A 24820-nucleotide genomic window follows, 5' to 3' on the forward strand; every position below is an offset into this window, starting at 1 on the left:
GGATATAAATCTGAAATCAATTGATTCAAAACATTCAGAAATACATTTTTTCTCTACAAAACAATTATAAACTATTGATCAATAGAAACAACTTACTATATATCAATAAATTAAATAATTAAAATCTATAATTATAATAGAATATCAAAATGAATTGACATGAAGATATTTACAATTAAATAAAAGAGAATCATTAATATGTAGATCCACTAGCAAAAAGAATAAAATTCTGAAATAGGCAAATCAAAAAATATATTATACACATAAAATCAACTAAATCTACTATTTTAAGCAACTATAGAGAAATAATACATAAAAATAGAGCATACACAACTCCATATTAATTGTTCAAAGGCTATCCTTATAAATAAATTAAAGTTAATCTTACAATAATTAAATTTTATTTATGCTAGCTTCTAATATTAAAAACCAAATAATAAATCATTAATGGAAGTTAGAAGTCCATACATCTAACCTTTTCAAGCATTAAAAAATCCATTTTGGCAAACCTATGCCCGGCAATACTTAAAGCACTTTAATGGTAATCCTTCTGTTTAAAGCTTGGTTTTCTGCCGTCGTATTGGGGACTACAGGCTCTTTATCTCCTTTACCTTCTACCATCACTCTACCTGGGTGCATTCCAGCCTCCACAAGGTATTGCTGTACGCTTTCAGCTCTTTGAAGGCTTAACTGAAGGTTATATCCTGGAGAACCTACGTTATCCGTATGGCCAGTTATTAAAATATTGACATTTGGATTCTCCTCTAAAAATTTAATAAGCCTTTTCAAGGAGGACATGGACTGAGGCTTCAGTTCGTATTTATCAAAGTCAAAAAATATGTTTTCAAAAACGAACTCTTCTCCAGAGGCCACAGGAACTAACTCTACATTCAAATCCTTGACATTTTGAAGCTTATCACGCTCTACATTATAAATCTTTGGCAAGAACCCTTTTTTCTCCACATATAAGCCTGAAATTCCTTTATTGGGATAGAGCATCATGAATTCACCGTTCTTCCCATCGGATTTAAATTCATAAAGCGTACTATCATTGGTCAATGAAACCAAAGACAAGGTTGCATCAATAGGCTCTCCAGTCTTTTCATTAAAAACTTTCCCTCCTGTTACCGTTAAGTTTTCCCCTAAATAGATTTCTTGAGGAAACCTGAATCGGTATAATATAGAGCGATCATTTCCATTGTCACCTGAAGTAAGTTCCGTGAAATAAGCATAATCTTTCTGAGCTGTAATAAATAGAGCTACTTGATCCAAATGATCATTAATCGGTAATCCTAGATTTTCCGGCTCCGAAAACTCCCCATTTTTCACCCTAGAAAGAAAAATATCCATGCCCCCAAAACCTTGATGACCGTCTGAGGCAAAAAACAAGATTTCATTATTAAAAAACATAAAAGGAGAAATCTCATCCTTCGCTGTATTCACCACGCTTCCCAAATTTTTCGCTTCTGCCCAGGACCCATCCGATTGACGAACACTATACCAAATATCATTTCCTCCATATCCTCCTCTTCGATTGGAGGAGAAGAATAAAATTCTTCCATCTGCTGATAAGGAAGGTTGGGAGTCCCAAGATCTCGAGTTCACTTCTTTACCCATATTTTTAGGGCGCTGCCAGTTGCCATTGACTTTATAAGCGATGTAAAGATCACAACTGCCTTGAGAGTCCGGAGCATCGCAAGAAGTATAAATCAGAATATTTCCATCCGCAGTAACAGAGCAGGTTCCTTCGTTGTATTGAGAGTTGATCGTTTGAGCGATACTTACAGGTTTGGTCCAAGTGCCATCTGGTTCCGCGTAAGAAGTATAAATATCCTCTTTATCATAATTTCCAGTTCCATCTCTTTTTGTAAAGAGGATTTGTTCCCCATCCGCAGTGAGCACTGGAAAGTATTGCAATTGAAAATTATTGAGTGGGTCTTCCAGCTTTTCTTTTTCTATAGCCATGGACTTATCTAATTGTGCTGTCAGAAAATCCATGCTTGCCTTCATTTGAACATAGTACATGCTCTTTTTGAAAGTCTCATCGAATAGAGGGTCTGCTTCTTGAAAAGTCTCATAGGCTTCTTGGAACCTTCCTTGAGCCATGTATAGATTGGTAAATAACCATCCAAAATCCGCCTTATTTTTTAGTGTCGCATTTTTCCCTGCTAATCTTTTCTTCCCTGCTAAGGCAACTTCTTCGGCCTGATCTAATTTTCCTTGGGTAATGTAGAGCTGGGACATTTTAATATAAGCTTCCAAAAAAGAAGCCTCTCTATTGATGGCCGCCTTATATTTTGCAATTGCCAAATCATATTGTCTGGAAAGTGTAAGCTCCTCTCCTTCCTGATACAATTTGATCGCCTTTCCATCGATAATGGAATAGGTTTGAGCTTGGCTCAAGCTAAAAACAAAGAAAAAGGTTATTCCTAATAGAAAACGGCACATAAACCTATGGGATGTCCATAAATTTATGAGTTTGAAGCGAAATTTTCCAATTTGGATGGTTTTTCGAGTAATTAATAATCAAAGGAGTGAATTTTTCGGCTTTACTCCATTCTGGCTGAAGTCGTAATTCACAACTTTTTTTCACCTTAAGCGCATGATTTTCAGCAAAGTCAAAATCACTTGCATGAAAAATTACAACTTTCAATTCATCTGCATTATCGTATATGGAAGGATGTGGGGCTTTAAACTTTTTCGGTGAAAAACAAACCCAATCAAAATCTCCAGAGAAAGGATGTGCACCTGAAGTTTCAATATTGGTTGAAAATCCTTTTTGCTTGAGCAAAGCTGTCAAAGGCCCCAAGTCGTACATCAAAGGTTCTCCTCCTGTGATCACTACCAGTTTCCCTGGATATTTTTCTACTTCTGCGACTATTTCTTCTATGGATAAAACCGGCCATTTCCCAACTTCCCAGGACTCTTTGACATCGCACCAAACACAGCCCACATCACAGCCCCCAAGCCGAATAAAATAAGCAGGATGTCCAGTAAATCTCCCCTCTCCCTGAATGGTATAAAATGCTTCCATTACTGGAAGCGAAACGCCTTTTGCAATTAATTCTTTTGTCTTCATGAATTTTTGTTGAAGCGGGCAATTGAACCGCTGGTGAAAATCAAGTGCAAAGGTACGTCTTTGTATTGGAATTTAGAAAGAATATCAAAAGCTTCGCTTAAGGGAGCTTTTTCATAACTTTTTAACCATCACAATCCTAAAATCTTCTACACGATCCTTTCGAATCACCTCCACTATTTTAAAACCCCTACCCAAACCAAATTTGATCATATCAGGAAACCTGTTCCGAGTTTTAAAAAACACTTTCTTAAACCCATTCTTTGTAGCCCAATCTTCTTGAAAATCTGCCAAAGCTGTCGCTGCACCACTTTTCCTGAATGTAGGCCTTACCCCTCCCATCCAAGAGTATAAGACCTCCGGTTTCTGACTTTGATATCCCACTTTAAACCCTATTAGCTCTCCATTTTGCTCTGCAACTAAGGCTAAAAACAGGCGGCCTTTTAGCCGCTCTTTATAGAATTCTATGGCTACCTCTTCATAAAATTCAGGAATCCCCTGATGAACCTGAAAAATCTCTTCGATGCTTCCTTCTCTAACTACAATTTCCATAGGAAAATAAATTCAATCATCCTTAAAAACACAAAAGTGGCAAAAACCGGGGATTATACCGATTCCTGCCACTTGAATAAAACGAAACGTAAAATGTTTACTTTTTCACTGTAGGATAGGTCACTCCTAATTGTTCCAAATAGGTATCATACTTGGTTTCGTCAAAGTAATATTTCTCCAACATCGGACGATATAAATCCATAATCTGTTTGTTAAGATATATAGGAGCCTCATCGGTATCAGAAATCATGGGCTTGTACTGCTCTTCTTTGGTTTGTACATTTTTAAAGTAATCCCAAGCTTCATCCACTAATTCAGGATTTAACAAGAAATCCAAAATGGTCATTGCTTCCGCTTTTGCTCCTGCGGTTACGCCCTTATGGGCAATTGGAGTGGCCATCGCAATGGCATTTGCCCAATGGTGTCCCGGAAGTCCAGGGATATTTGAAGGAAATCTCAAGGTAACAGTAGGCAACACCCAAGACACATCTCCAATATCATCAGAGCCTCCAGAGCGAGGGGTAGTCACAGGCAATCCCAAGGTATCCAATTTGGTAGGAAGACCTTCTACTCTGGTAGAATTTACTTCTTCTTGCACCGCTTTAGCCAAAGTCTGATCTTCTTCAGACCATTCAGGCAAACCTACTTTCAAGATATTGGCATACATTTTTTCTGCAATTACTTTATTAAAGTGTCTAGGCCAAGCGGTTCCTAAAATTTTGGAAGTCATTTCAGTATCAGTCATCAAAGCTGCACCGGCTGCCATTTTATTGGCAACTTCATACATTTCCATTATTCCATCGTATTTCACATCTCTGAAATAGTACCAAATGGATGCTTTGGATGGAACTACATTGGGTTGGTCTCCACCATCAGTAAAAATGGAATGTGATCTTTTCAGAGGATCTAAATGCTCTCTTCTATAATTCCAGCCCACATTCATTAATTCTGCGGCATCCAAGGCACTTCTCCCTCTCCAAGGAGCACCAGCAGCATGAGCTGCCTCTCCACTAAATGTATATTCTACAGAGATCAAGCCGGTACCAGATGCCTGGCCATAGCTTACTCCCAAATTATTTCCCACGTGGGTAAAAATACAGATGTCTATATCATCAAATAGGCCATCTCTTACAAACCATGCTTTGGAAGCTACCAGCTCCTCTGCAATTCCCGGCCATAAGATCAAAGTCCCTCCAATATTTTCTCTTTCCATAATCTCCTTCACCGCCAAAGCCGCAGTGATGTTCAAAGGAATTCCGGCATTGTGACCTTCCCCATGACCTGGAGCTCCTTCAACAATAGGCTTATGATAAGCTACTCCTGGATATTGAGAAGCTTTTGGGATATCATCTACATCTGAGCCTAAAGCGATAACAGGTCCTTCTCCATTACTCCAAGTGGCAAACCATGCTGTGGGGATACCAGATACTCCCATTTTAATTTCAAAACCATTTTCTGCCAAGACCCCGGTTAAGTACTTCGAGGATTCGATTTCTTGGAACCCCAATTCTGCAAAGCTGAAAATCTTATCAACCATCACTTGGCTCAGTTTTGCATTCTCTTGTACAAGATCCAGGGCTTCTTCTTTTAAAGCTTCTTTTTGTTTGGCAGAATATTTTTTCTGCCCAAAAGCAAATTGAGAGATCAACAAGGCAGCACAAACCGATAGGACCGGCCGCCATAGGGTAGAAATTTTCATAGGATTGGTGGTTTGGTTAAGTTGGAAAATACTAAAAAGTAATGAGTTGATTTAAAAAAAATGACCAGTGGATATAATTTATAGACAAGAGGAATTACAGATTTTCATTCCAAACCCAGTCAATTTTTCTATTTTTGCAGGCGTTTAGCTAAAAAAACACGAATATTTCAATCATGGCGGAATACACATTTAAGGAAATTGAGAAAAAATGGCAGGCATACTGGGAAAAGAACCAAACTTTCCTAGCCAAAGTAAATCCTGACAAACCAAAGTTTTATTCCTTGGACATGTTCCCCTATCCATCTGGAGCTGGACTTCATGTGGGCCACCCGCTAGGATATATTGCTTCGGACATCGTTTCCCGTTTCAAAAGTTAAAAGGATTCAATGTATTGCATCCCATGGGCTACGATAGCTTTGGGCTACCAGCAGAACAATATGCCATCCAAACAGGCCAACATCCTGCTATCACTACGGAACAAAACATTGCTCGCTATACCGAGCAACTTAAAAATATTGGCTTTGCGTTTGACTGGAGTAAAGAAGTGAGAACTTCCGATCCCTCCTATTATAAATGGACTCAGTGGATTTTCATGCAACTATTTAATAGCTATTATGATCAAGATGCTGACAAAGCGCTTTCTATTGATTCTCTAATTGAAAGATTTGAAGCGGAAGGAAACGGTCAAGTAAAAGCAGTCTGTGACGATGAAACTCCTATTTTTTCTGCAAATGACTGGCATGCCTTTTCGGAAAAGGAAAAGCAGGAAATACTTTTGAAGTATCGATTGACTTTTCTTGCAGAAACTACTGTCAATTGGTGTGCGGCCTTGGGTACTGTCCTTTCCAATGATGAGGTGAAAGACGGATTTTCCGAAAGAGGCGGGCATCCCGTGGAACGCAAGAAAATGATGCAATGGTCCATGCGAATCACTGCCTACGCAGACCGACTATTGAAAGGTTTGGATAAAATAGATTGGCCTGAACCGGTTAAGGAGATGCAACGAAACTGGATTGGAAAATCCATCGGAGCGGAGGTTATTTTTAAAGTCAAAGACTCTGAAGAAACAATAAAAGTGTTTACGACTCGAGTTGACACCATTTACGGTGTGACTTATTTGGCTTTGGCTCCTGAATCTGAATTAGCAGCTTCTTTGATTACAGAAGATCAAAGAGAAACTGCGGAAGCCTATATTGAAGTTGCTAAAAACCGTTCTGAAAGAGAACGGATGAGTGATGTGAAAACAATCTCAGGAGCATTCACAGGTTCATACGCTATTAACCCTTTCAATGGAGAAGAAATCCAAATATGGGTAGCTGATTATGTGTTGGCAGGGTATGGTACAGGCGCTGTCATGGCTGTACCGGCACACGATGAAAGAGATTACAATTTTGCCAAACATTTTGGTCTGGAGATCAGACAAGTGATCGAAGGATCCATGGAAGAAGGTCTTTTCCCTGGCAAGGATGGATTCATCATCAATTCGGGTTTCATTTCCAACATGTATATGAAGGAAGCCATGATCAAGGCGATCGAGTTTCTGGAGGAAAAAGGTATTGGAAAGGGAAAAATCCAATATAGAATGCGGGATGCAATTTTCACTCGTCAACGCTATTGGGGTGAGCCACTTCCTGTTTATTTCAAAGATGGACTTCCCTATTTGATAGATGAAAAAGATCTTCCTTTGGTATTGCCTGAAGTAGACAAATACCTACCAACTGAAGATGGTGAACCACCATTGGGTCGAGCAAAAGACTGGACCTACAAAACTTCTGAAGGAGAATATCCATTGGAGCTTAGCACTATGCCAGGTTGGGCAGGATCAAGCTGGTATTTCTTCAGGTATACGGATTCTCAAAATGACTCCGAGTTTGCAGACAAGGCAAAAACTGATTATTGGGGTGCGGTAGATTTATACATTGGCGGATCCGAGCATGCAACAGGACACTTATTGTATTCTAGGTTCTGGACCAAATTCCTTTATGATATGGGAGTGGTAAGTATCGATGAACCTTTCCAAAAGATGATCAATCAAGGTATGATCCAAGGAAGATCCAATTTTGTATACAGAGTCAAAGGCACCAATCAATTTGTAAGCAAAGGGTTGAAAGATCAATATGACACCTTTGAAATGCATGTTGATGTCAATATCGTTTACAACGATCAATTAAACCTTGAAAAATTCAAAGCTTGGAGACCAGATTTGGCAGATGCAGATTTCATTTTGGAAGATGGAAAGTATATCTGCGGCGCAGAGGTAGAAAAAATGTCTAAATCCAAATACAATGTGGTCAACCCAGATGACATCATTGAAAAGTATGGAGCAGACACCTTAAGATTGTATGAAATGTTCTTAGGTCCTTTGGAGCAATTCAAGCCTTGGAACACCAACGGAATCGACGGTGTTTTCAAATTCTTGAGAAAACTTTGGAACCTATACCATACCAACAAAGGTGAATTCCAAGTTTCAGATGCAGAACCAAGTAAAGAGGAATACAAAGCCCTTCATAAAGCCATCAAAAAGATGGAGGAAGACATGGCTAATTTCTCCTTCAACACTTCGGTTTCTAGTTTTATGATTTGTGTGAACGAATTAAGTGGGTTAAAATCCAATAAGCGTAAGATTCTTGAACCATTGGCGGTGTTAGTTTCTCCTTACGCTCCTCATATTGCAGAGGAACTTTGGAGTCTATTGGGACATACTACTTCTATCACTGAATCCGCTTTCCCTGCTTTCGATGAACGCTATTTAAAAGAAAGTGCTTTTGAATATCCTGTGATGATCAATGGTAAAATGAGAGCTAAGATCAATTTAGACCTTTCACTTTCCAAAGAGGAAATAGAAAAAGCAGCCTTGGCCGACGAGATCGTTCAAAAATGGCTGGATGGAAAATCTCCAAAGAAAATGATCGTTGTACCAGGGAAAATTGTCAATGTGGTCATATAAATTTTAATGAGTACAAAAGAAAGGAGCAAAGAAACAATTCCTCGGTTTTCTTTGCTCCTTTTCTTTTTAAGGCCTATTTTTAGTTTTGATTCAACCCTTTCTATGATCATCTACACCTATCCTGTACGTACTGCTTTCACAGACCGAGACCTGGAGATGATCCGCCCAGAAAGAAAAATCAAGGCCTTGGAATTCACCCAGAATCCAATCCACCTTCCACTTTTCTACGTTCTACAGTTTTTTCAATTACTTTGGTATTTGCCCAAAACCTCCCAATACCTCTGTTTCTTCGGAGGATATCATTCAGTATTACCTGTTTGGTTTGGTAAAATATTCGGAAAGAAATGTATTATTCAAGCTGGGGGGATGGACTGCATCAATATGCCTGAAATTGGTTATGGAAACTTTAGAAAAAAATGGCTTCGAAAAGCCACCATCTTTAGTTTTAAAAATTGCACATTAATTCTCCCTGTTGCCCAAGCATTGATCAAGCAGCATTACCAGTATGATGGATTGATTTCCCCAAATCAGGGATTGATCAATTTAATCCCAGACTTGACTACTCCTATACAGGTAATTCCAAATGGTTTTGATACTGATTTTTGGAAAAACCTTCAATTAAAAAGAGTCCCCTTATCTTTCATCTCAGTTGCCACCGGTACCTCAAACCCTTCCAGAGCAAAGGTGAAAGGCTATGATCTTATTGAGGAATTGGCTGCAAATCATCCAGACTGGAAGTTCACCTTGGTGGGAGATTCGAGCTATCAATCTAAAAATCCAAACGTATCCATATTAGGAAAAAAAACAGCCTCTGAACTTTTAACTCTTTACAATACCCATCAATTTTATCTGCAATTATCTACTTCAGAAGGATTCCCTAACTCGCTCGGAGAAGCTATGTCTTGTGGCTGCATTCCAATTGGTTCTGCTGTAGGGGCAATTCCAGAAATTATAGAAAAAAGAATTCATATTGGTTCAAAAAGATATTAAAGAGCTTGAGCATTTATTAAGCAAAATCCTTTCAAGCGATTATCTAATGATGCAGGATTTATTTTCTCAAAGAATCCAAACTGTGTACTCTTATTCCAGAAGAAAAACGGAGCTCCTTTCAGTACTTTCACGATAATTATATACTTCTTAGTAAAGGATAAAATTTGAAGTGGCTTTTTTTGAGTGATACATATCACTGAATTACAAGGATTTTTAAAAGACCTTTCTGAAGATAAAACTTCAAGGTCATGAAAAACTTCATGTTTTTTCTAATGCTGATGATTGGTTTTTCTTCCTGTCAGGAAGATCAAAAGCCTTTGATCAACAATTCGATTAATGAGCAAGAAGAGAACTCATTGTTGTACATGAGAGAAGAAGAGAAACTAGCTCAAGATGTATACATGCACGCATATTCCAAATATGGTATTCTGGCTTTTCAAAACATTGCCGAGAGCGAAAACCAACACGTAAACGCTATATTAAATTTGATGGAGATTCATCAAATCCAAGACCCACTCATTGGTTCTGAAACTCCTGGAAAGTTTACCCTTCCTGAAATCCAGACTCTATATCAGGATTTAATAACTAAAGTCAATCTTTCACTGGAAGATGCATTGCTTGCAGGAATGCTTATCGAAGACTTCGATATTTATGATTTGGAAAATGCATTGAAGGATATTGGTAATGCATCCATTCAACGCATTTATCAAAGCCTTCAATGTGGCTCTATGAATCATCTCAGGGCCTTTGAGAACCTGATTCGTTCATCAAACATTTCTTATACACCAGTATATATTAGTCAATCCGATTATGAAGACATCATCAATTCCACCCAATTAAGTTGCAACAATTAATCAAGTTTCAAGAAATAGATCATTACCAAGCTAGACAGTAAACACTTGTCAGCTATTCAAAAGCTCCGTTAGTTGAATTTCAATAAAACTACTAAAGAACATAAGTGGACTTTTTTAGGTTGTTGAAAAGGGTTAATAGACCAGAAAGACCTTCTTAATTTTAGGAAGGTTTTTCTTTGTGCTTGGGTCATATTCTCTCTTTTAATCAATAAGGATTACTAAAATGTTTGATTAATCCCATCCTAAATAAGTCTTTTCTGATTTGACACAAATCAAAAAAGGAATAGAAAATCATTGAATTTCTTTGAAAATAAATTTTCACTCATCATTCTTTTTAGAGCGATTTTGAAAAACCGAAATATTAAAGAAGAATTCAGTCATTTTTCAAAAGAAAAGAGTCATCCGTGATAATTTGGCAGATTTAAAAAATAATAACCTGTTTTTCCATTTTTTACAGTTTCTAAGGCAAAAATCCTGATTTTTTAAACCAGATTTTTTAGATTTTACATTTTATCTATTTAACCGCTTCAAAAAAAAGGGGGCTTTAAAAAAAGCCCCCGCAGTGGGTCTATTGTCAATCGTCTAAAACCAAATAATCTTTGGCAAAGATGCCTGTTGATCTGTTTTTATGACTTATATAATTCCTTAAACTTAATAAAAATGAATTAAATCACACAAAAACAGACAAATATTTTTTAAATATTTTTTCTTGATTTTAACCTACCGAAGATTGAAAGACTTTAGGTGTCAGGCCATATTCTTGCTTAAAAGCTCGAATGAAATAGGTAATGTTCCGAAAACCTGCCATGTAGCAGACCTCTTGAATTTGGAATTGACCAAGTTGAAGGTATTGTTTGGCTAGTTTTAACCTTTCATGTAGTACAAATTCCATGGGAGTTAATCCCATATCTTGTTTAAAGGTTCTTAAAAAATGGGCTTTGCTCATACAAGCCTCTTTTGCTAATTCATCTAGAGAAATCGTTTCTCTTATATTCTTCTTAATGAAATCTACTACATGAGCCATTCGATTTCCTGTAGCAAGCTCTTTGTAGGTTTTTTCCATCATATCTCTCGCCTGAGTCTGGCTTAACCGAATAAGTAATTCTTTCAGTGCTAAGGTGGCAATCAGATCTTTTTCCTTGGAGCCATCTTTAACACCTATTCGTATGAAACGATTAATAATTTCAGAGAGATCCTTGGTATTAATCAAATGAAAATAGCTTAAATCAAGCCCCCAATCTTTTGAAATCATTTTATCTGGAAACTTTTCATTCAATAAATTGAACGTGGCTTCAATCATTTCCTTTGAAATTGAAAGAGCAATGCATTGAGTAGGGTTATCTAACTTTGCTTCAGGAAAATCAATTTTCATCACCTCATTTGGTGGAACAATGACAGATTCCCCAGGAAGGTAATCGAAGCCTGGTTTATCGAACAGGTGCATCACTTTTTTGCCTTTCAACATAGTAGTCAAGACCAAGTCGCCAAAAACCAAATTCACATCATCTGCTTGTTGATGTGTTTCAAAAATATTCAACTCACAATTCTCCAGGGTGTAAGTAGTTCGGTTCTCCACCAGTGTTTTCAAATCTCTTGTATTTCTCCAAGGCACTCCTGCTATAAAGTTATTTTGGGTCATGACTATAAAAATACTAAATATTCAACGCTTCTAATTAAGTAAAGTTTATAGTTCTTAGAATGAATGAATTTCAAAATCCAAGAGAATATCAATTCAGGTGGATGAGATGATGATCCAGTGTAATTTTTTAGAATATAAAATGATGAGATTTGATTTTAACCAAAATAACCGTCTATTATGACAACGCAAACATTATCTCAATCAAAGCCTGTAGACCGCCCATCTGTCAAGGCAAAATATGATCACTTTATAGGAGGAAAATGGGTAGCTCCTGCATCAGGCGAATATTTTGACAATATTTCACCGATTGATGGAAAACCTTTTACCAAAGCTGCAAGAGGAAACAAAGAAGACGTTGAAAAAGCAATTGATGCAGCTCATGCAGCATTTAAAACCTGGTCTAAAACCTCAGCCGCCGAAAGAAGTAGAGTGTTAAACAAAATTGCTGACATTATTGAAGACAATCTTGAAATGTTGGCAAGATTGGAAACCGTCGATAATGGTAAAGCGCTCAGAGAAACCAGAGCTGCAGACTTGCCATTATGTGTGGACCATTTCAGATATTTTGCCGGCGTGATTCGTGCAGATGAAAGTACGATTTCTGAGCATGATGAACACACAGTGAGTATTGCATTACACGAACCCCTAGGAGTAGTTGCTCAAATCATCCCCTGGAATTTCCCACTTTTGATGGCGACTTGGAAAATCGCACCAGCATTGGCAGCAGGATGCTGTACCGTTGTAAAACCTGCAGAACAAACTCCCACCAGCATCATGGTTTTGATGGAATTAATTGCAGATGTTTTACCTCCAGGAGTAATTAATGTAGTAACAGGATTTGGTGTTGAAGCTGGAAAGCCTTTAGCCACATCCAAAAGAGTAGCAAAAGTTGCTTTCACCGGAGAAACTACCACAGGTAGATTAATTATGCAGTATGCATCTGAGAACCTGATTCCAGTAACGATGGAACTAGGCGGTAAATCACCAAATATTTTCATGAAGTCGGTAGCAGATGCTGATGATGAGTTTTTTGACAAAGCTGTAGAGGGTGCTGTGATGTTTGCTTTAAATCAAGGCGAAGTTTGTACTTGTCCATCCAGAATCTTGGTACATGAGGATATATTTGACAAGTTTATGGAGCGTGTAATTGAGCGAACTAAAGCCATTAAAATGGGGCACCCCCTAGCTGAGGACACCATGATGGGAGCTCAAGCATCCAACGATCAATACGAGAAAATTCTTTCTTACCTAGACATTGGCAAGCAAGAAGGAGCCATCACGCTATGCGGAGGAGAAAAAGCAGGATTGAATAGTGGACTGGAAACAGGGTACTATATCAAACCGACCATTTTTAAAGGAAATAACAAAATGCGTGTTTTCCAGGAAGAAATTTTCGGTCCAGTAACCTGTGTAACCACCTTTAAAACTACAGAAGAGGCCATTGCAATTGCCAATGATACCATGTATGGACTTGGAGCAGGCTTATGGTCAAGAGATGCTCATGAGCTGTATCAAGTTCCAAGAGCAATTCAAGCAGGTCGTGTTTGGGTCAACTGCTATCATGCTTATCCAGCTCATGCTCCATTTGGAGGATACAAAAAATCTGGATTTGGCAGAGAAAATCATTTAATGATGCTAGACCATTACAGACAAACCAAAAACATGCTGATCTCCTATAGTAAGGAGAAACTTGGATTCTTTTAATTGTCAATCTAAACAAACCAGAAAAGGCAGAGGAAATATCTTCTGCCTTTCTTCACTTTATTCAAAACCCAAAATAACATGGAATCTATCAAAAGAGTCTTAGTTACAGAACAAGCAAAGGAAGTAATTGACACCCTTCGGAAAAGATTTGGATCTGAGTTGATGTTTCATCAAAGCGGTGGATGCTGTGATGGATCTTCTCCTATGTGCTTCGAAAAAGGTGACTTTAAAGTAGGCAGTCAAGATGTATGGCTAGGGGAAGTTTATGGCTGCGATTTTTTCATGAGTGCTGATCAATTTGAATACTGGAAACATACCCAGCTCACCTTGGACGTGACGCCAGGAAGAGGAAGTAGCTTCTCCATTGAAATCCCAATGGGAATTCGGTTTATGATTCGTTCCAAACTTTTTACTGAAGAAGAGTTAAAGAATCTTAGCCCTACCAAAAGTGGAGAAGAACTTGTAAAAGAAAACTAAACTTATTTGGGGTTCAGGTGGCATTACATTTTTCGCTATCTTCATATGCATAACCCATCGCTATGAAGAAATTATTGTTTGCCCTAGGAATAATCACGATCCTATATTTTATAGCCACTTTTTCGTCCCTCCCTATATTGAAGAACAACGGAACCCGGTAAAATCTCCACCTCCTTATTCGGTGTCCACTGAAGCACAGGAAATTTATGATCGATTGGATTTTATCTCAGACCTTCATTGCGACGCATTATTATGGGGTAGGGATTTAACACAAAAAGGCAGTATTGGACATGTAGATTTCCCAAGGATGAGGGAAGCAAATGTGGGTTTGGAAATGTTTACGATTGTTTCAAAATCCCCTTCGGGACAAAACATGAAAAGCAATAGTGCAGATACTTTCGACAATATCACTCCGCTGACCATTGCGAAGGGAGTAGCCCCCAACCAATGGTTTAGCCTATTAAATAGAACACTTGGTCAAGCTGAAAGTCTCCATCAATTTATCAAAGAAGAGAATGGAAAAGTAATTTTTGTTCATGACAAAAAAAGCTTTGAAGAATTAATCTCTGCCCGAAACACGGATAAGACAGTAGTTGGTGCCATGTTGGGTATAGAGGGGGCCCATGCCTTGGAGGGATCATTGGAAAACTTGGGAAAAGTTTACGAAGCTGGAATTCGAATGATCGGCCCTACCCACTTCTTTGACAACGAACTTGGAGGCTCAGCCCATGGAGAAAATGGTGCTGGTTTGACTGACTTTGGGAAATCAGTCATTAAAAGAATGAATGAGCTAAACATATTTGTAGACTTAGCTCATTGCTCACCTGCCATCGTGGAAGATGTATTGGAAATAACTACCAAGCCAGTCATGGTTTCTCATATTGGCGTACAAAGCGTGCTAAACTCTCAAAGAAATCTGAGTGACGATCAAATCAGGAAAATCGCCGCTAACGGAGGCATTATCGGGGTTGCATTTTTTGATATGGCTATAGGAGTACCAGAAATCGATGGAATTGTAGCAACAATGAAACATATCCGGGATTTGGTAGGAGTCGAGTACATAGCACTTGGTTCTGATTATGATGGAGCAGTAGAAGTACCTTTTGACATCACTGGCTTACCTCTCATTGTAGAAGCACTACTGAAAGAAGGGTTTACGGAAGAAGAAATTCGAGCAATAATGGGAGAAAATGTAAAGCGGTTTTTTCTTAAAAATTTGATCTAATGAACGAATCTCAAATTCATCAGGAGAGTAAGTACTTTCGAAAACTTCAAGAGTATTTAAGTGAGTTTGTATACGGGGGAATCGATGGGGCAGTTACCACATTTGCAGTAGTAGCGGGAGGATTTGGAGCAGATTTAGATGCTGGCATCATCATCATTTTAGGTTTTGCCAATCTATTTGCTGATGGCTTCTCTATGTCCGTAGGAGCTTATCTTTCGGCAAAAAGCAGCAAAGAAAACTTCAAAAAACATGAAGCCATTGAATATTGGGAAATCGAAAATCTCCCAGAAGTAGAACGAGAAGAAATTGTTGAAATTTATAAAGCGAAAGGATTTAAAGGAGAGCTATTAAAGCAAGTAGTGGATCAGATCACTTCCAACAAAAAACTATGGGTTGCTGAAATGATGAAAGACGAACTTAACCTTATGCAGGAATCCAAAAGCCCATTTAAAATTGGTTTGGCCACATTTATTTCATTCTTATCGGTGGGATTTATTCCTTTATTGGTTTACTTATGGACCTATTTTAATCCCTCCGAAATAAACATATTTCTATGGACAAGTATTCTTACCGGAATAGCTTTTATCATCATAGGCTGGCTAAAATCTATCGTCAATCAGACCTCAGAGTTTAAAAGTATTGCCGAAACGGTTGCTCTGGGAGTGTTGGCTGCTGTAGTTGCCTACTATGTGGGTGATATATTAGAAAACTTTTTTCTCAAGTAATCATGAAAACAATCAACGAGGTTTTGTCACACATGGATGAGATTGTGGCGGAATGCGAGCAAAAAAATTCAAGAATTGGCTATTTCGCCATATTGTATAGGCAAGTAACTCGAAGGATTAAAAAGGAATTGAACTCCAGGAGTTTGAAGACAACCCAAGAATGGAGCGACTCGACGTTCTTTTTGCTGGTCGATTTATTGATGCCTATGATACCTGGAAATCTGGACAGGAACCTACCAAAAGTTGGGATATTGCATTTGAAGCTAGTAAATCAAGCTCTCACTTAGTTTTACAGCACTTGTTTTTGGGCATCAATGCCCATATCAATCTAGACCTAGGTATTTCTGCTGCAGAAACTGTGGGCAGCGAACCCTTAGAGGGAATACAAAAAGACTTTAATCAAATCAATTCCATCTTGGCAGAACTGGTAGATGGCGTAAAAGCAAATATTAGTAAAGTATCTCCTGTTTTTGGCTTATTGATCCCTTTGGCAAAAGGACGTGATGAAATGCTCTTGAATTTCAGTATCCAACTAGCTAGAGATGGCGCTTGGAAGTATGCAGGAGAGTACTATTCAGGTGTAGACCGGGAGGCTTTGATCAAGGATCGGGATTTGAATATTTCAAGCTTGGCCAATAAACTGATTCGCCCAGGGAAATTTCTTTCATTTATCGTAAAAGTCATCGGTTTCGCAGAATGGAAATCTGTGAGCAACACCATGAATCAACTAGATATTGTAGCTAAAAAATCGATCTAAAAAAGGGCAGCAACCTGCACTGCCCTATTCAAACTAAATTTTATATTTTGATTCCAATTCTGAAATTTCAGACTCGGTCATCACCTCATTTTTCCGGTTGGTTTTCTTCTTTTTCAAATCGGTTGCATAAAAATGTGTTTCCTGGAAGTAATCAACCCTCGCATTGGATTCACCCATAGCTTTGGTCCATTTTTCACTCTTAAATAGCCTTACTTTGTCTTCATGCAATTCTAGATATTCGTCATAAGGACCTCTTGGAGAAATTAATTTCACAAAAATCGGAGCAGTTTCAATTGCAATAAAAAGAAGCATAATGAAAACATTGGCCATGGCCATGGCTGCACTTTCTTCTGTCAAACTAGACAAGGCATCCATTCTTGCAGCAAGTCCATCAAACCCTTCTATCCCAGGTTGCTGCTTCTCGAATTCCGCTTGCCTCAAGGCCATAAAATCCCTGATTTGAGCTTCTACTCTATCTATCCTCACTTGGTTTCTGGCTCTTAAATCATCCAATGCCAATTGAGCGGCATCTAATTGTTGTTCCTTTTTCTTTGCATTGGTACCAATCCCTACTATTCCACTGGTACTGGCAGTCTTTTCACCAAAACGTTCAGCATCATACTCTTTTTGAACCTGATCCCTAAAAGCTTCTGCATCCAAGATCTCTGCTTTCAAAGTCTCTATTTTCAATTCCAGCTCCTGGATTTCTGGAAATCCTTTCGCTAGGTTTGCTTTCGATTTAGCGATGAATTCGGTTCGTTTCTCATCAATTTTACGATTGATTTCACGCTCAAACATTTTTAGCTCCAGAGGTTTTGAAATGACTAGTGCAAGCAATACAGCCAACACCAATCTAGGTATTGCCAATTTCCATTCTCCCCAGGCACTTTTCCTCTTCCTCATGCTGGAGACGATAAATCGGTCTAGGTTGAAGATCATAAATCCCCATAAAAGACCAAATAACATAGCCGGCCAGACAGATTGGAATACGGTATACAAGGCATAACCTGCTGCCAAAGCTGCGAGGACTCCTGTAAAGAAAACAGTAGCACCAATTCCTATATATTTATTCGATTCAGTGGGCGATCTTTTCAATAATGAAAAATTCGCCCCACTGCAAAACCAGAAAAAACGAGTGAGTTGCTCCATGAAAAGGGTATTTGGAATGATTTGCCTTTATAACGCTAAAACTCCTCCAAAAAACCTGATTCAACAGATTCAAATTTTGAAATGTGACGAAATCATTAAAAAATGGCGTTTAAAGGCCTTTTTCTCTAGAAAAATGTGACGAAATTCAATACGAACAAACCATAAATATGTCCGAAGTGTACGAGAATGAGCATGTTATGGACGGTTTTGACCATTCCCAAAAAGCGAATATCTTTAGTTTATGAAAACAAATCCCCTTTTAGCCTCTATACTTTTTACCCTCTTTATAGGGGTAAATCAACTCTTTGCCCAAGCCAATCGTTTTGATCAAGAAGTTGAAAGCATCAGCCATAAAATAGACAGCATAGGTTGGTCAAAAGGTGAAGTAGTTTTCACAGGAAGTTCCAGCGTAAGAATGTGGAAAAACTTACAAGAACAATTTCCCGATGTGCCAATTATTAATACTGGGTTTGGGGGATCCACAGCCTTGGATTTATCGGAGCAGTTATTTCCCTTGGTTTTAAGGTTGGAACCATCCAAAGTTTTTATTTATGAAGGGGACAATGATATCAATGGAGGCAATACTGCAGCAGAGATTATGGCCACCTTGGATGATATTGTCACCAGAATCCAAAAACAACTCCCAAACACTACGGTTAACTTGATTTCCGCCAAGCCAAGTCCTTCCAGATGGGAATTAAAAAATTCGTATTTGGTCTTAAATGATCTGATGAGGCAATATTGCACTACGCATGAGAATGTCAACTTTGTAAATGTTTGGGATATTATGTTAGATAAAAGCGGAGTTCCCAGAGCTGATATTTTTATAGGCGATAACCTACACATGAACGAAAAAGGTTATGACCTTTGGAAAGAGATATTCACTCCTTTCTTAGAGAAGTAATTTCTATTCAATAAAGTAGAACAATTAAAAAGTGAAAAAGCCAATTTATCTGTCAGCAGCTCCAAAGCCCTGATTGATTTAACGGAATTGCCTTTTTCATTGAGTTCAGGGCTCCAAACAGCAATGCTAAATTTATGAGGCATGACTGCTGCCACTCCTCCCCCTACTCCACTTTTCCCAGGCAAACCTACTTTATATGCAAATTCTCCCGCTTCATCGTAAAAACCACAAGTCAACATCAGGGCATTGACTCTTCGGGCATGGCTTTCTGATAAGATTTCTCTATTGGCATAGATAGAATAACCGTCATTGGCTAAAAAGGAAAAGGTTTTTGCAAGCTCCACACAACTCATTTCCATGGCGCAATGGGAAAAGTAAACATCTAACACCTCTTCAATGGAGTTTTCAAAATTATTATAGGACTTCAGAAAATAAGCTAATGCTGTATTTCTAGCAGCATTGTCTTTTTCAGAATTCATCACCGCTTGGTTAATTCTAACACAATCACAGCCTGCAATCTCGTTGATAAATGCGGATATCTGCTCTAAGGGGTTTTCGAATTTACTGCATAAGGCATCAGTTATCACCAATGCCCCAGCATTGATAAAAGGATTTCTCGGTATTCCATTTTCATACTCCAACTGGGCAATGGAATTAAAAGGATTACCACTTGGCTCGACATTTACCCTTGACCATAATTTTGAATTAAAACGGTGAAATACCATGGTAAGCGTATGAACTTTACTGATACTTTGAATAGAAAAAGGGGTTAGGTAATCCCCAACTCCATAGAGATTCCCTTTAAGATCTACCAAAGCAATACCAAATTGATCGGGGTCTACAGTAGCAATTTCTGGAATATAGTCTGCGACTTTGCCTTTTAGGTTCTCTGCTTGTACCTCTTGATATACTTCCTCTATTAATTGCTGGTAATCCATGTTACAAAAATTAAAAATTAAATAGAGATAAATAGCTTTTGACCAAACAATCTACCTGTCATCAAATAAAAGTGAATATAAATATGGATTTTGCTTAATCACTTTCAAGCTAAGACCAATCTAACCTTAGCGGGAGAAGATTTTTCCAAGGATTTCAGCATTAAGATTTCATCATTAATATTTCCATAACCTAATTCCCAAATTTTATTCGTACTTTTGCGGCTCAATTAGGCAAACCATGCAGAATATTCGGAATATCGCGATCATCGCACACGTTGACCACGGCAAGACAACTTTGGTTGACAAAATCATTCATGCTTCAAAGATCTTCAGAGAGAACCAGCAGTTCGATGACCTGATTTTGGATAATAACGATTTGGAACGTGAAAGAGGGATTACAATTCTTTCAAAAACGTATCTGTTCGTTATAGAGATACTAAAATCAACATCATTGATACTCCTGGTCACGCAGACTTTGGTGGTGAAGTAGAACGTGTATTGAAGATGGCTGATGGAGTTATTCTATTGGTAGATGCTTTTGAAGGCCCAATGCCACAAACAAGATTTGTTCTTGGAAAAGCATTGGACCTAGGATTAACTCCAATTGTAGTAGTAAACAAAGTTGATAAAGAGAATTGTCGTCCTGATGAGGTACATGAGGCAGTTTTTGATTTGATGTTCAACTTGGATGCAACTGAGGAGCAATTGGATTTCCAAACGCTTTATGGATCAGCTAAACAAAACTGGATGGGACCAGATTGGCAAAAACCAACGGATTCCATTATTCCTTTGCTTGATGCAATTGTTGACCATATTCCAGCTCCAAAAATTGACGAAGGATCTCTTCAGATGCAAGTTACTTCATTGGATTACTCCAATTTCGTAGGCCGTATCGCTATCGGAAGAGTAAAAAGAGGGACCATCAAAGAGGGAGCTCAAGTGACGCTTTGCAAAGCTGACGGAGTATTCAAAAAGGTGAAGGTAAAAGAACTTCACACGTTTGAAGGACTTGGAAAAGCTAAAGTGACTGAAGTTGTAGCTGGAGATATTTGTGCAGTTACCGGTATTGAAGATTTTGAAATCGGAGACACTATTGCTGCTGCAGAAAACCCTGAGCCTCTTCCAAGAATTGCTATTGATGAGCCTACGATGAATATGCTCTTCACCATCAACAATTCTCCTTTCTTTGGTAAAGAAGGTAAATTTGTGACTTCCCGTCACTTGAGAGATCGTTTGATGAAAGAGACCGAGAAGAACTTGGCTCTTAGAGTAGAATCGACGGATTCTGAAGATAAGTTCTTGGTTTATGGACGTGGTATTCTTCACTTGTCAGTTTTGATCGAAACAATGAGAAGAGAAGGATATGAATTACAGGTAGGGCAGCCTCAGGTAATATATAGAGAAATCGATGGAGTACATTGTGAACCTATCGAAACCTTGGTTGTAGACGTTCCTGCTGAATCTTCTGGAAAAGTAATTGAATTGGCTACCCAGAGAAAAGGTGAATTGTTGATCATGGAGCCAAAAGGTGATTTACAGCACCTTGAATTCAAAATCCCTTCCAGAGGTTTGATTGGTTTGAGAAACAATGTATTGACCGCTACTCAAGGTGAAGCGATCATGAACCATAGATTTACAGCTTACGAACCATTCAAAGGAGCTATTCCGGAAAGAAATACAGGATCTATCATTTCTATGGAAGGTGGTCCATGTACTGCTTATGCAATTGATAAGCTTCAGGATAGAGGAACCTTCTTTGTAAATCCAGGGGAAGAACTATACGGAGGTCAGGTTATTGGAGCTCACAACCGAGACAATGACATCGTGGTAAACGTTCAAAAGGGTAAGAAATTGACAAACATGAGAGCTTCTGGTTCTGATGATAATACCAAAATTGCTCCTGCTGTGAAGTTCTCCTTGGAAGAATCCATGGAATACATCCAGAAGGATGAGTACCTTGAAATAACTCCTAAAACTATCCGAATGAGAAAAATTTATTTGGATGAGGGTGAAAGAACTAGAATGGCTAAGAAAGAAGCTTAATTACAGCAACTTAAACCATATTTAATCCCGTAGACTTTGGCCTACGGGATTTTCTTTGATTACTTCACTATAAATGCATTTTTTAAAAAGAAAACAAGGGATTATAACCCCCACTATTTTGTAAGTGAATTACTTTCCCATTTTAACAATACACCTTCTTACCTAAAAAACAAATTGGCTTTCTTCCTTACCACAAATGGTGGACTTCCTCTTTAATATATTTTTCATATACGGTCTTTACGACTTCCATCTGTTCTGCTGAAAGAGGTGGTAAATCCGAAACCTTTACATTACTGTCCAATTGTTCCAAATTGGATGCTCCAGGAATCACAGTACTTACCTCTGGAAACATCAAAACCCATTTCAAGGCAAAAGATGCCAAAGAATAGTCCAGGTTCAGCAAAGATTGTAATTCTTCCACTGCAGATAATCCCAATTCAAATGGGACACCAGAAAAAGTTTCCCCTTTGTCAAAGGCTTTTCCCTCTCGATTAAAGTATCTATGATCATCCTTTGGAAAAGTAGACTCTTTTGTGATTTTACCTGTCAATAATCCACTTGCCAGAGGGACCCTTACTATGATCCCAATGTCATTTTTCTTGGCGTTTCTAAATAATAATTCATAGGGCTTTTGCCTGAACATATTAAAAATCACTTGAATAGTAGAAACGATGTCATATTTGATCGCACTTAAGCCCTCCGTGATCTTTTCAACACTGACTCCCATGGCAGCAATCTTTCCTTCAGATCTTAAATCTTCAAAAAGCCCAAAAATTTCATCCCGCTTATACACTAATTCCGGAGGGCAATGTAACTGAATCAAGTCCAGCCTATCCAGGCCAGTATTCCGCAAACTATCTTCCACATACCTTCTTAATTTTTCTGTAGAATAACCTTCATTTACATGAGGCTGTATACGTCGCCCACATTTGGTAGCCACATATATTTTTTCTGACCTTTCCCTTACGACTTTTCCCACTGCAGCCTCGCTTAAACCAGCATCATACACGTCTGCCGTATCAACAAAATTCACTCCCTTATCGAATGCGGAATGTAAAAGTTCCTCTGCAATTTTCGGGTTGAAGGGTTTTCCCCATCCTCCGCCAACTTGCCAAGTACCAAGTCCTATTTCAGATATTTCAAATCCTGTTTTTCCTAATTTGCGATAATTCATGGATGTTTATTATTAAAGAATGGCCTATAAAAAACCTAAGATTCAGGGAAAATTTAAACAGTTATCGAAAAGCAATATAAATTTTTATCTTTAGAATCTTTGAGGATTCTTAAAGCAGTTTTTTATGGAATCCAAAAAGCTTATCAATCCTATTAACATGAAATCAAGAAGACAATTCTTAAAAACCGTAGGCGTAGCAAGTGCTTCAGCCGTTTTACCTTTACATTCAATCGCTAACGAAATGGCAAAACAAAAAATGATCCACCAGGTTTATTTTTGGCTTCATGATGTAGCCAATACCAAAGAGTTTTTAACAGAAGCTGTGCCCATGCTGGGCAGGTGTAAAACCGTTGGGAAATTCATTGCAGGTACACCTGCCGCTACTGCTGATAGAGACGTTGTAGACCACTCTTTTCAGGTTTCTTGTACGTTATTCTTTGACAGTCTGGAAGATCAAGATATCTATCAATCAGATCCTCTTCATTTGGAGTTTATTGAAAAATATTCCTCCATGTGGAAGAAAGTTCAGGTGTACGATATAGCTATTTAAGACAAAACTCATCCTGATTCCAAAGTATCACGTATCTAATTTATAAATTTCTCTAATCATGAAAAGTAAACTTTGGCTGTTCAGTTTGATATGTATCGGATTATTCTCTTGCAACCCAGGAGATGACCCTATACCTAATCCTCAAGGTGAATTAGTAAGAGATGCAATTTATGATGCTATGGAGGAGTGGTATTATTGGAATCAGGATCTTCCTATAAAACCAACGGTAACTGACTTCGATTCCAACGAGGAGTTTTTAGAGGCTATAAAATTTAAACCTCTTGATCGATTTTCATACCTCACCACCCAAAAAGCCTTTAATAATGCATTCGTTGGAAGAAATGCGGGACATGGATTTGGATTTGGATTTGATGCAGAAGATAGACTTTACCTAACCTTTGTATTTCAGGAGGCCCCAGCAGGAAAAGATGGCTGGGAAAGAGGTTGGGAAATAATTGAAATAAATGGAAAACCTATTTCCAATTACAAAACCACTACCGGAGCATTTGATTTCAAATTAGGACCTGCAGATCCCGGAATCACCAACACCTTTACTTTCAAATTACCTGACGGAACCACCACTACAAGAAGCAACACCAAGGCTGAATACCAATCAAATTCCGTTCTGTACAAAAATGTATTTGATATAGGAGAGAAAAAATTGGGTATTGGGTTTATAATAGTTTCAAGGCTACTGAAGGTCTAAATCCCACAAGAAGTCAAGAGGTTCAGGATTCATTTGAATATTTCGAATCTCAAAACATCAGTGATTTAATCATAGACCTCAGATACAATGGGGGCGGTTCAGTAGCAGTAGCAGAACAAATCAATAATTATTTGATTAACGCTTCCAACGGGAACAAATTGATGTACACGAATAAGCTCAATTCATTAAAGCCTAATTTTGAGAAAAGTGTAAACTTTAGAAAAATTGGAGGGCTTAATTTAAATCACATCGTATTCATTACTTCAAGAGGAACAGCTTCAGCTTCCGAACTTATTATTAATTGCCTAGATCCTTACTTAGAAGTCACTTTAATTGGGGATCACACTTATAGGAAACCAGTCGGATCTTTTCCATTGTCAAGTTATTTCCCAATACTGAAAGACAATGATGTTGAACTAGTACCCATCACGTTTGCGACTGCCAATGCCCAGGGTAAAGCAGAATATTTTGAAGGATTCCCAGCAGAGTTTTTGGTAGGAGATTCTCCACAATTCAACTGGGGCGATGAAAATGATTTAAGGCTTGCGACTGCGCTTCAATATTTACAAGATGGAGCAGTTAGTGGAAGGTTAAAGAACTCCTATTTTAAACCAAAATGGGAAATGATCGATGCCTTTACTGGTTTAAAGCAGGAGTTTCCAGCTTTTTAAAGAATGGTCCTTGAAATTTAAATTACCTCCTTATAGTCTA

18 protein-coding genes and 4 pseudogenes are annotated in these 24820 nt (G+C 38.2%); 14 read left to right on the forward strand and 8 right to left on the reverse strand.

All coding sequences use genetic code 11. The features are described 5' to 3' along the window. Positions 1–525: 525 nt before the first annotated feature. From V8V91_RS08055 to V8V91_RS08070, 4 genes are all read right to left on the reverse strand, one after another. The gene (locus V8V91_RS08055) at positions 526–2448 is read right to left on the reverse strand and encodes an OmpA family protein (RefSeq protein ID WP_373399625.1); all 1923 of its coding nucleotides are present in this window, start codon (positions 2446–2448) and stop codon (positions 526–528) included. 4 nt (positions 2449–2452) lie between these two features. Continuing rightward, positions 2453–3079 (reverse strand): 7-carboxy-7-deazaguanine synthase QueE, encoded by a 627-nt coding sequence (locus V8V91_RS08060; RefSeq protein WP_373399626.1) that lies wholly within the window; start codon positions 3077–3079, stop codon positions 2453–2455. Positions 3080–3190: 111 nt separating this feature from the next. Continuing rightward, positions 3191–3628 (reverse strand): N-acetyltransferase family protein, encoded by a 438-nt coding sequence (locus V8V91_RS08065; protein WP_373399627.1) that lies wholly within the window; start codon positions 3626–3628, stop codon positions 3191–3193. A 97-nt stretch (positions 3629–3725) separates the two neighbouring features. Next, positions 3726–5327, reverse strand: a complete 1602-nt coding sequence (locus tag V8V91_RS08070) for an amidohydrolase (RefSeq protein WP_373399628.1) — start codon at positions 5325–5327, stop codon at positions 3726–3728. Positions 5328–5500: 173 nt separating this feature from the next. On the opposite strand from V8V91_RS08070, the pseudogene leuS reads away from it, so the two are divergent. The 3 genes and pseudogenes from leuS to V8V91_RS08085 all read left to right on the forward strand — a co-directional run bounded on the left by leuS (position 5501) and on the right by V8V91_RS08085 (position 10118). Next, a pseudogene (leuS, locus tag V8V91_RS08075) lies at positions 5501–8274 on the forward strand (leucine--tRNA ligase). Between the two features lie 102 nt (positions 8275–8376). Next, a complete protein-coding gene (locus V8V91_RS08080; protein WP_373399629.1) occupies positions 8377–9264 on the forward strand; it encodes a glycosyltransferase family 4 protein in 888 nt (295 codons plus the stop codon). Between the two features lie 248 nt (positions 9265–9512). After that, positions 9513–10118 (forward strand): DUF2202 domain-containing protein, encoded by a 606-nt coding sequence (locus tag V8V91_RS08085; protein WP_373399630.1) that lies wholly within the window; start codon positions 9513–9515, stop codon positions 10116–10118. A 715-nt stretch (positions 10119–10833) separates the two neighbouring features. Here V8V91_RS08085 and V8V91_RS08090 read toward each other — a convergent pair. Then, on the reverse strand, positions 10834–11757 hold the full coding sequence (locus V8V91_RS08090) for a helix-turn-helix domain-containing protein (protein ID WP_373399631.1): 924 nt from the start codon (positions 11755–11757) through the stop codon (positions 10834–10836). Between the two features lie 177 nt (positions 11758–11934). Here V8V91_RS08090 and V8V91_RS08095 point away from each other — a divergent pair, with 177 nt between their 5' ends. The 5 genes and pseudogenes from V8V91_RS08095 to V8V91_RS08115 all read left to right on the forward strand — a co-directional run bounded on the left by V8V91_RS08095 (position 11935) and on the right by V8V91_RS08115 (position 16645). Next, positions 11935–13461, forward strand: a complete 1527-nt coding sequence (locus V8V91_RS08095) for an aldehyde dehydrogenase family protein (protein ID WP_373399632.1) — start codon at positions 11935–11937, stop codon at positions 13459–13461. 78 nt (positions 13462–13539) lie between these two features. Further along, on the forward strand, positions 13540–13938 hold the full coding sequence (locus tag V8V91_RS08100) for a DUF779 domain-containing protein (RefSeq protein WP_373399633.1): 399 nt from the start codon (positions 13540–13542) through the stop codon (positions 13936–13938). A gap of 181 nt (positions 13939–14119) precedes the next feature. Continuing rightward, positions 14120–15163 carry a dipeptidase gene (locus V8V91_RS08105; protein ID WP_373399634.1) on the forward strand — a complete coding sequence of 348 codons (1044 nt, stop codon included), beginning with the start codon at positions 14120–14122 and terminating at the stop codon, positions 15161–15163. Further along, positions 15163–15888: a VIT1/CCC1 transporter family protein gene (locus V8V91_RS08110; protein WP_373399635.1), complete on the forward strand. Its 726-nt coding sequence runs from the start codon at positions 15163–15165 to the stop codon at positions 15886–15888. The genes V8V91_RS08105 and V8V91_RS08110 overlap by 1 nt, the downstream gene beginning before the upstream one ends. 32 nt (positions 15889–15920) lie before the next feature. After that, positions 15921–16645, forward strand: a pseudogene (locus V8V91_RS08115) (DUF5995 family protein). A 33-nt stretch (positions 16646–16678) separates the two neighbouring features. Here V8V91_RS08115 and V8V91_RS08120 read toward each other — a convergent pair. Further along, the gene (locus V8V91_RS08120; RefSeq protein WP_373399636.1) at positions 16679–17740 is read right to left on the reverse strand and encodes a DUF4407 domain-containing protein; all 1062 of its coding nucleotides are present in this window, start codon (positions 17738–17740) and stop codon (positions 16679–16681) included. A gap of 295 nt (positions 17741–18035) precedes the next feature. On the opposite strand from V8V91_RS08120, the gene V8V91_RS08125 reads away from it, so the two are divergent. Beyond that, on the forward strand, positions 18036–18698 hold the full coding sequence (locus V8V91_RS08125; RefSeq protein WP_373399637.1) for a GDSL-type esterase/lipase family protein: 663 nt from the start codon (positions 18036–18038) through the stop codon (positions 18696–18698). On the opposite strand, the gene V8V91_RS08130 is transcribed toward V8V91_RS08125, so the two are convergent. After that, positions 18653–19636 carry a glutaminase gene (locus tag V8V91_RS08130; RefSeq protein WP_373399638.1) on the reverse strand — a complete coding sequence of 328 codons (984 nt, stop codon included), beginning with the start codon at positions 19634–19636 and terminating at the stop codon, positions 18653–18655. The genes V8V91_RS08125 and V8V91_RS08130 overlap by 46 nt on opposite strands. Positions 19637–19874: 238 nt before the next feature. Between V8V91_RS08130 and typA the strand changes: the two are divergent. After that, positions 19875–21679: pseudogene (typA, locus tag V8V91_RS08135) on the forward strand (translational GTPase TypA). 187 nt (positions 21680–21866) lie between these two features. On the opposite strand, the gene V8V91_RS08140 reads toward typA, so the two are convergent. Beyond that, on the reverse strand, positions 21867–22853 hold the full coding sequence (locus tag V8V91_RS08140) for an aldo/keto reductase (RefSeq protein ID WP_373399639.1): 987 nt from the start codon (positions 22851–22853) through the stop codon (positions 21867–21869). 157 nt (positions 22854–23010) lie between these two features. Here V8V91_RS08140 and V8V91_RS08145 point away from each other — a divergent pair. The 4 genes and pseudogenes from V8V91_RS08145 to V8V91_RS08160 all read left to right on the forward strand — a co-directional run. Beyond that, a pseudogene (locus V8V91_RS08145) lies at positions 23011–23073 on the forward strand (twin-arginine translocation signal domain-containing protein); the annotation flags it as partial. A 21-nt stretch (positions 23074–23094) separates the two neighbouring features. Further along, positions 23095–23403 (forward strand): Dabb family protein, encoded by a 309-nt coding sequence (locus V8V91_RS08150; protein ID WP_373400644.1) that lies wholly within the window; start codon positions 23095–23097, stop codon positions 23401–23403. Between the two features lie 58 nt (positions 23404–23461). Further along, positions 23462–24109 (forward strand): hypothetical protein, encoded by a 648-nt coding sequence (locus V8V91_RS08155; protein WP_373399640.1) that lies wholly within the window; start codon positions 23462–23464, stop codon positions 24107–24109. After that, positions 24064–24780, forward strand: a complete 717-nt coding sequence (locus V8V91_RS08160) for a S41 family peptidase (RefSeq protein ID WP_373400645.1) — start codon at positions 24064–24066, stop codon at positions 24778–24780. Before V8V91_RS08155 ends, V8V91_RS08160 begins: the two co-directional genes overlap by 46 nt. The last annotated feature ends 40 nt before the right edge of the window (positions 24781–24820 follow it).

The organism is Algoriphagus halophilus, assembly GCF_041729275.1.
Taxonomy (GTDB): Bacteria; Bacteroidota; Bacteroidia; order Cytophagales; family Cyclobacteriaceae; genus Algoriphagus; species Algoriphagus halophilus_A.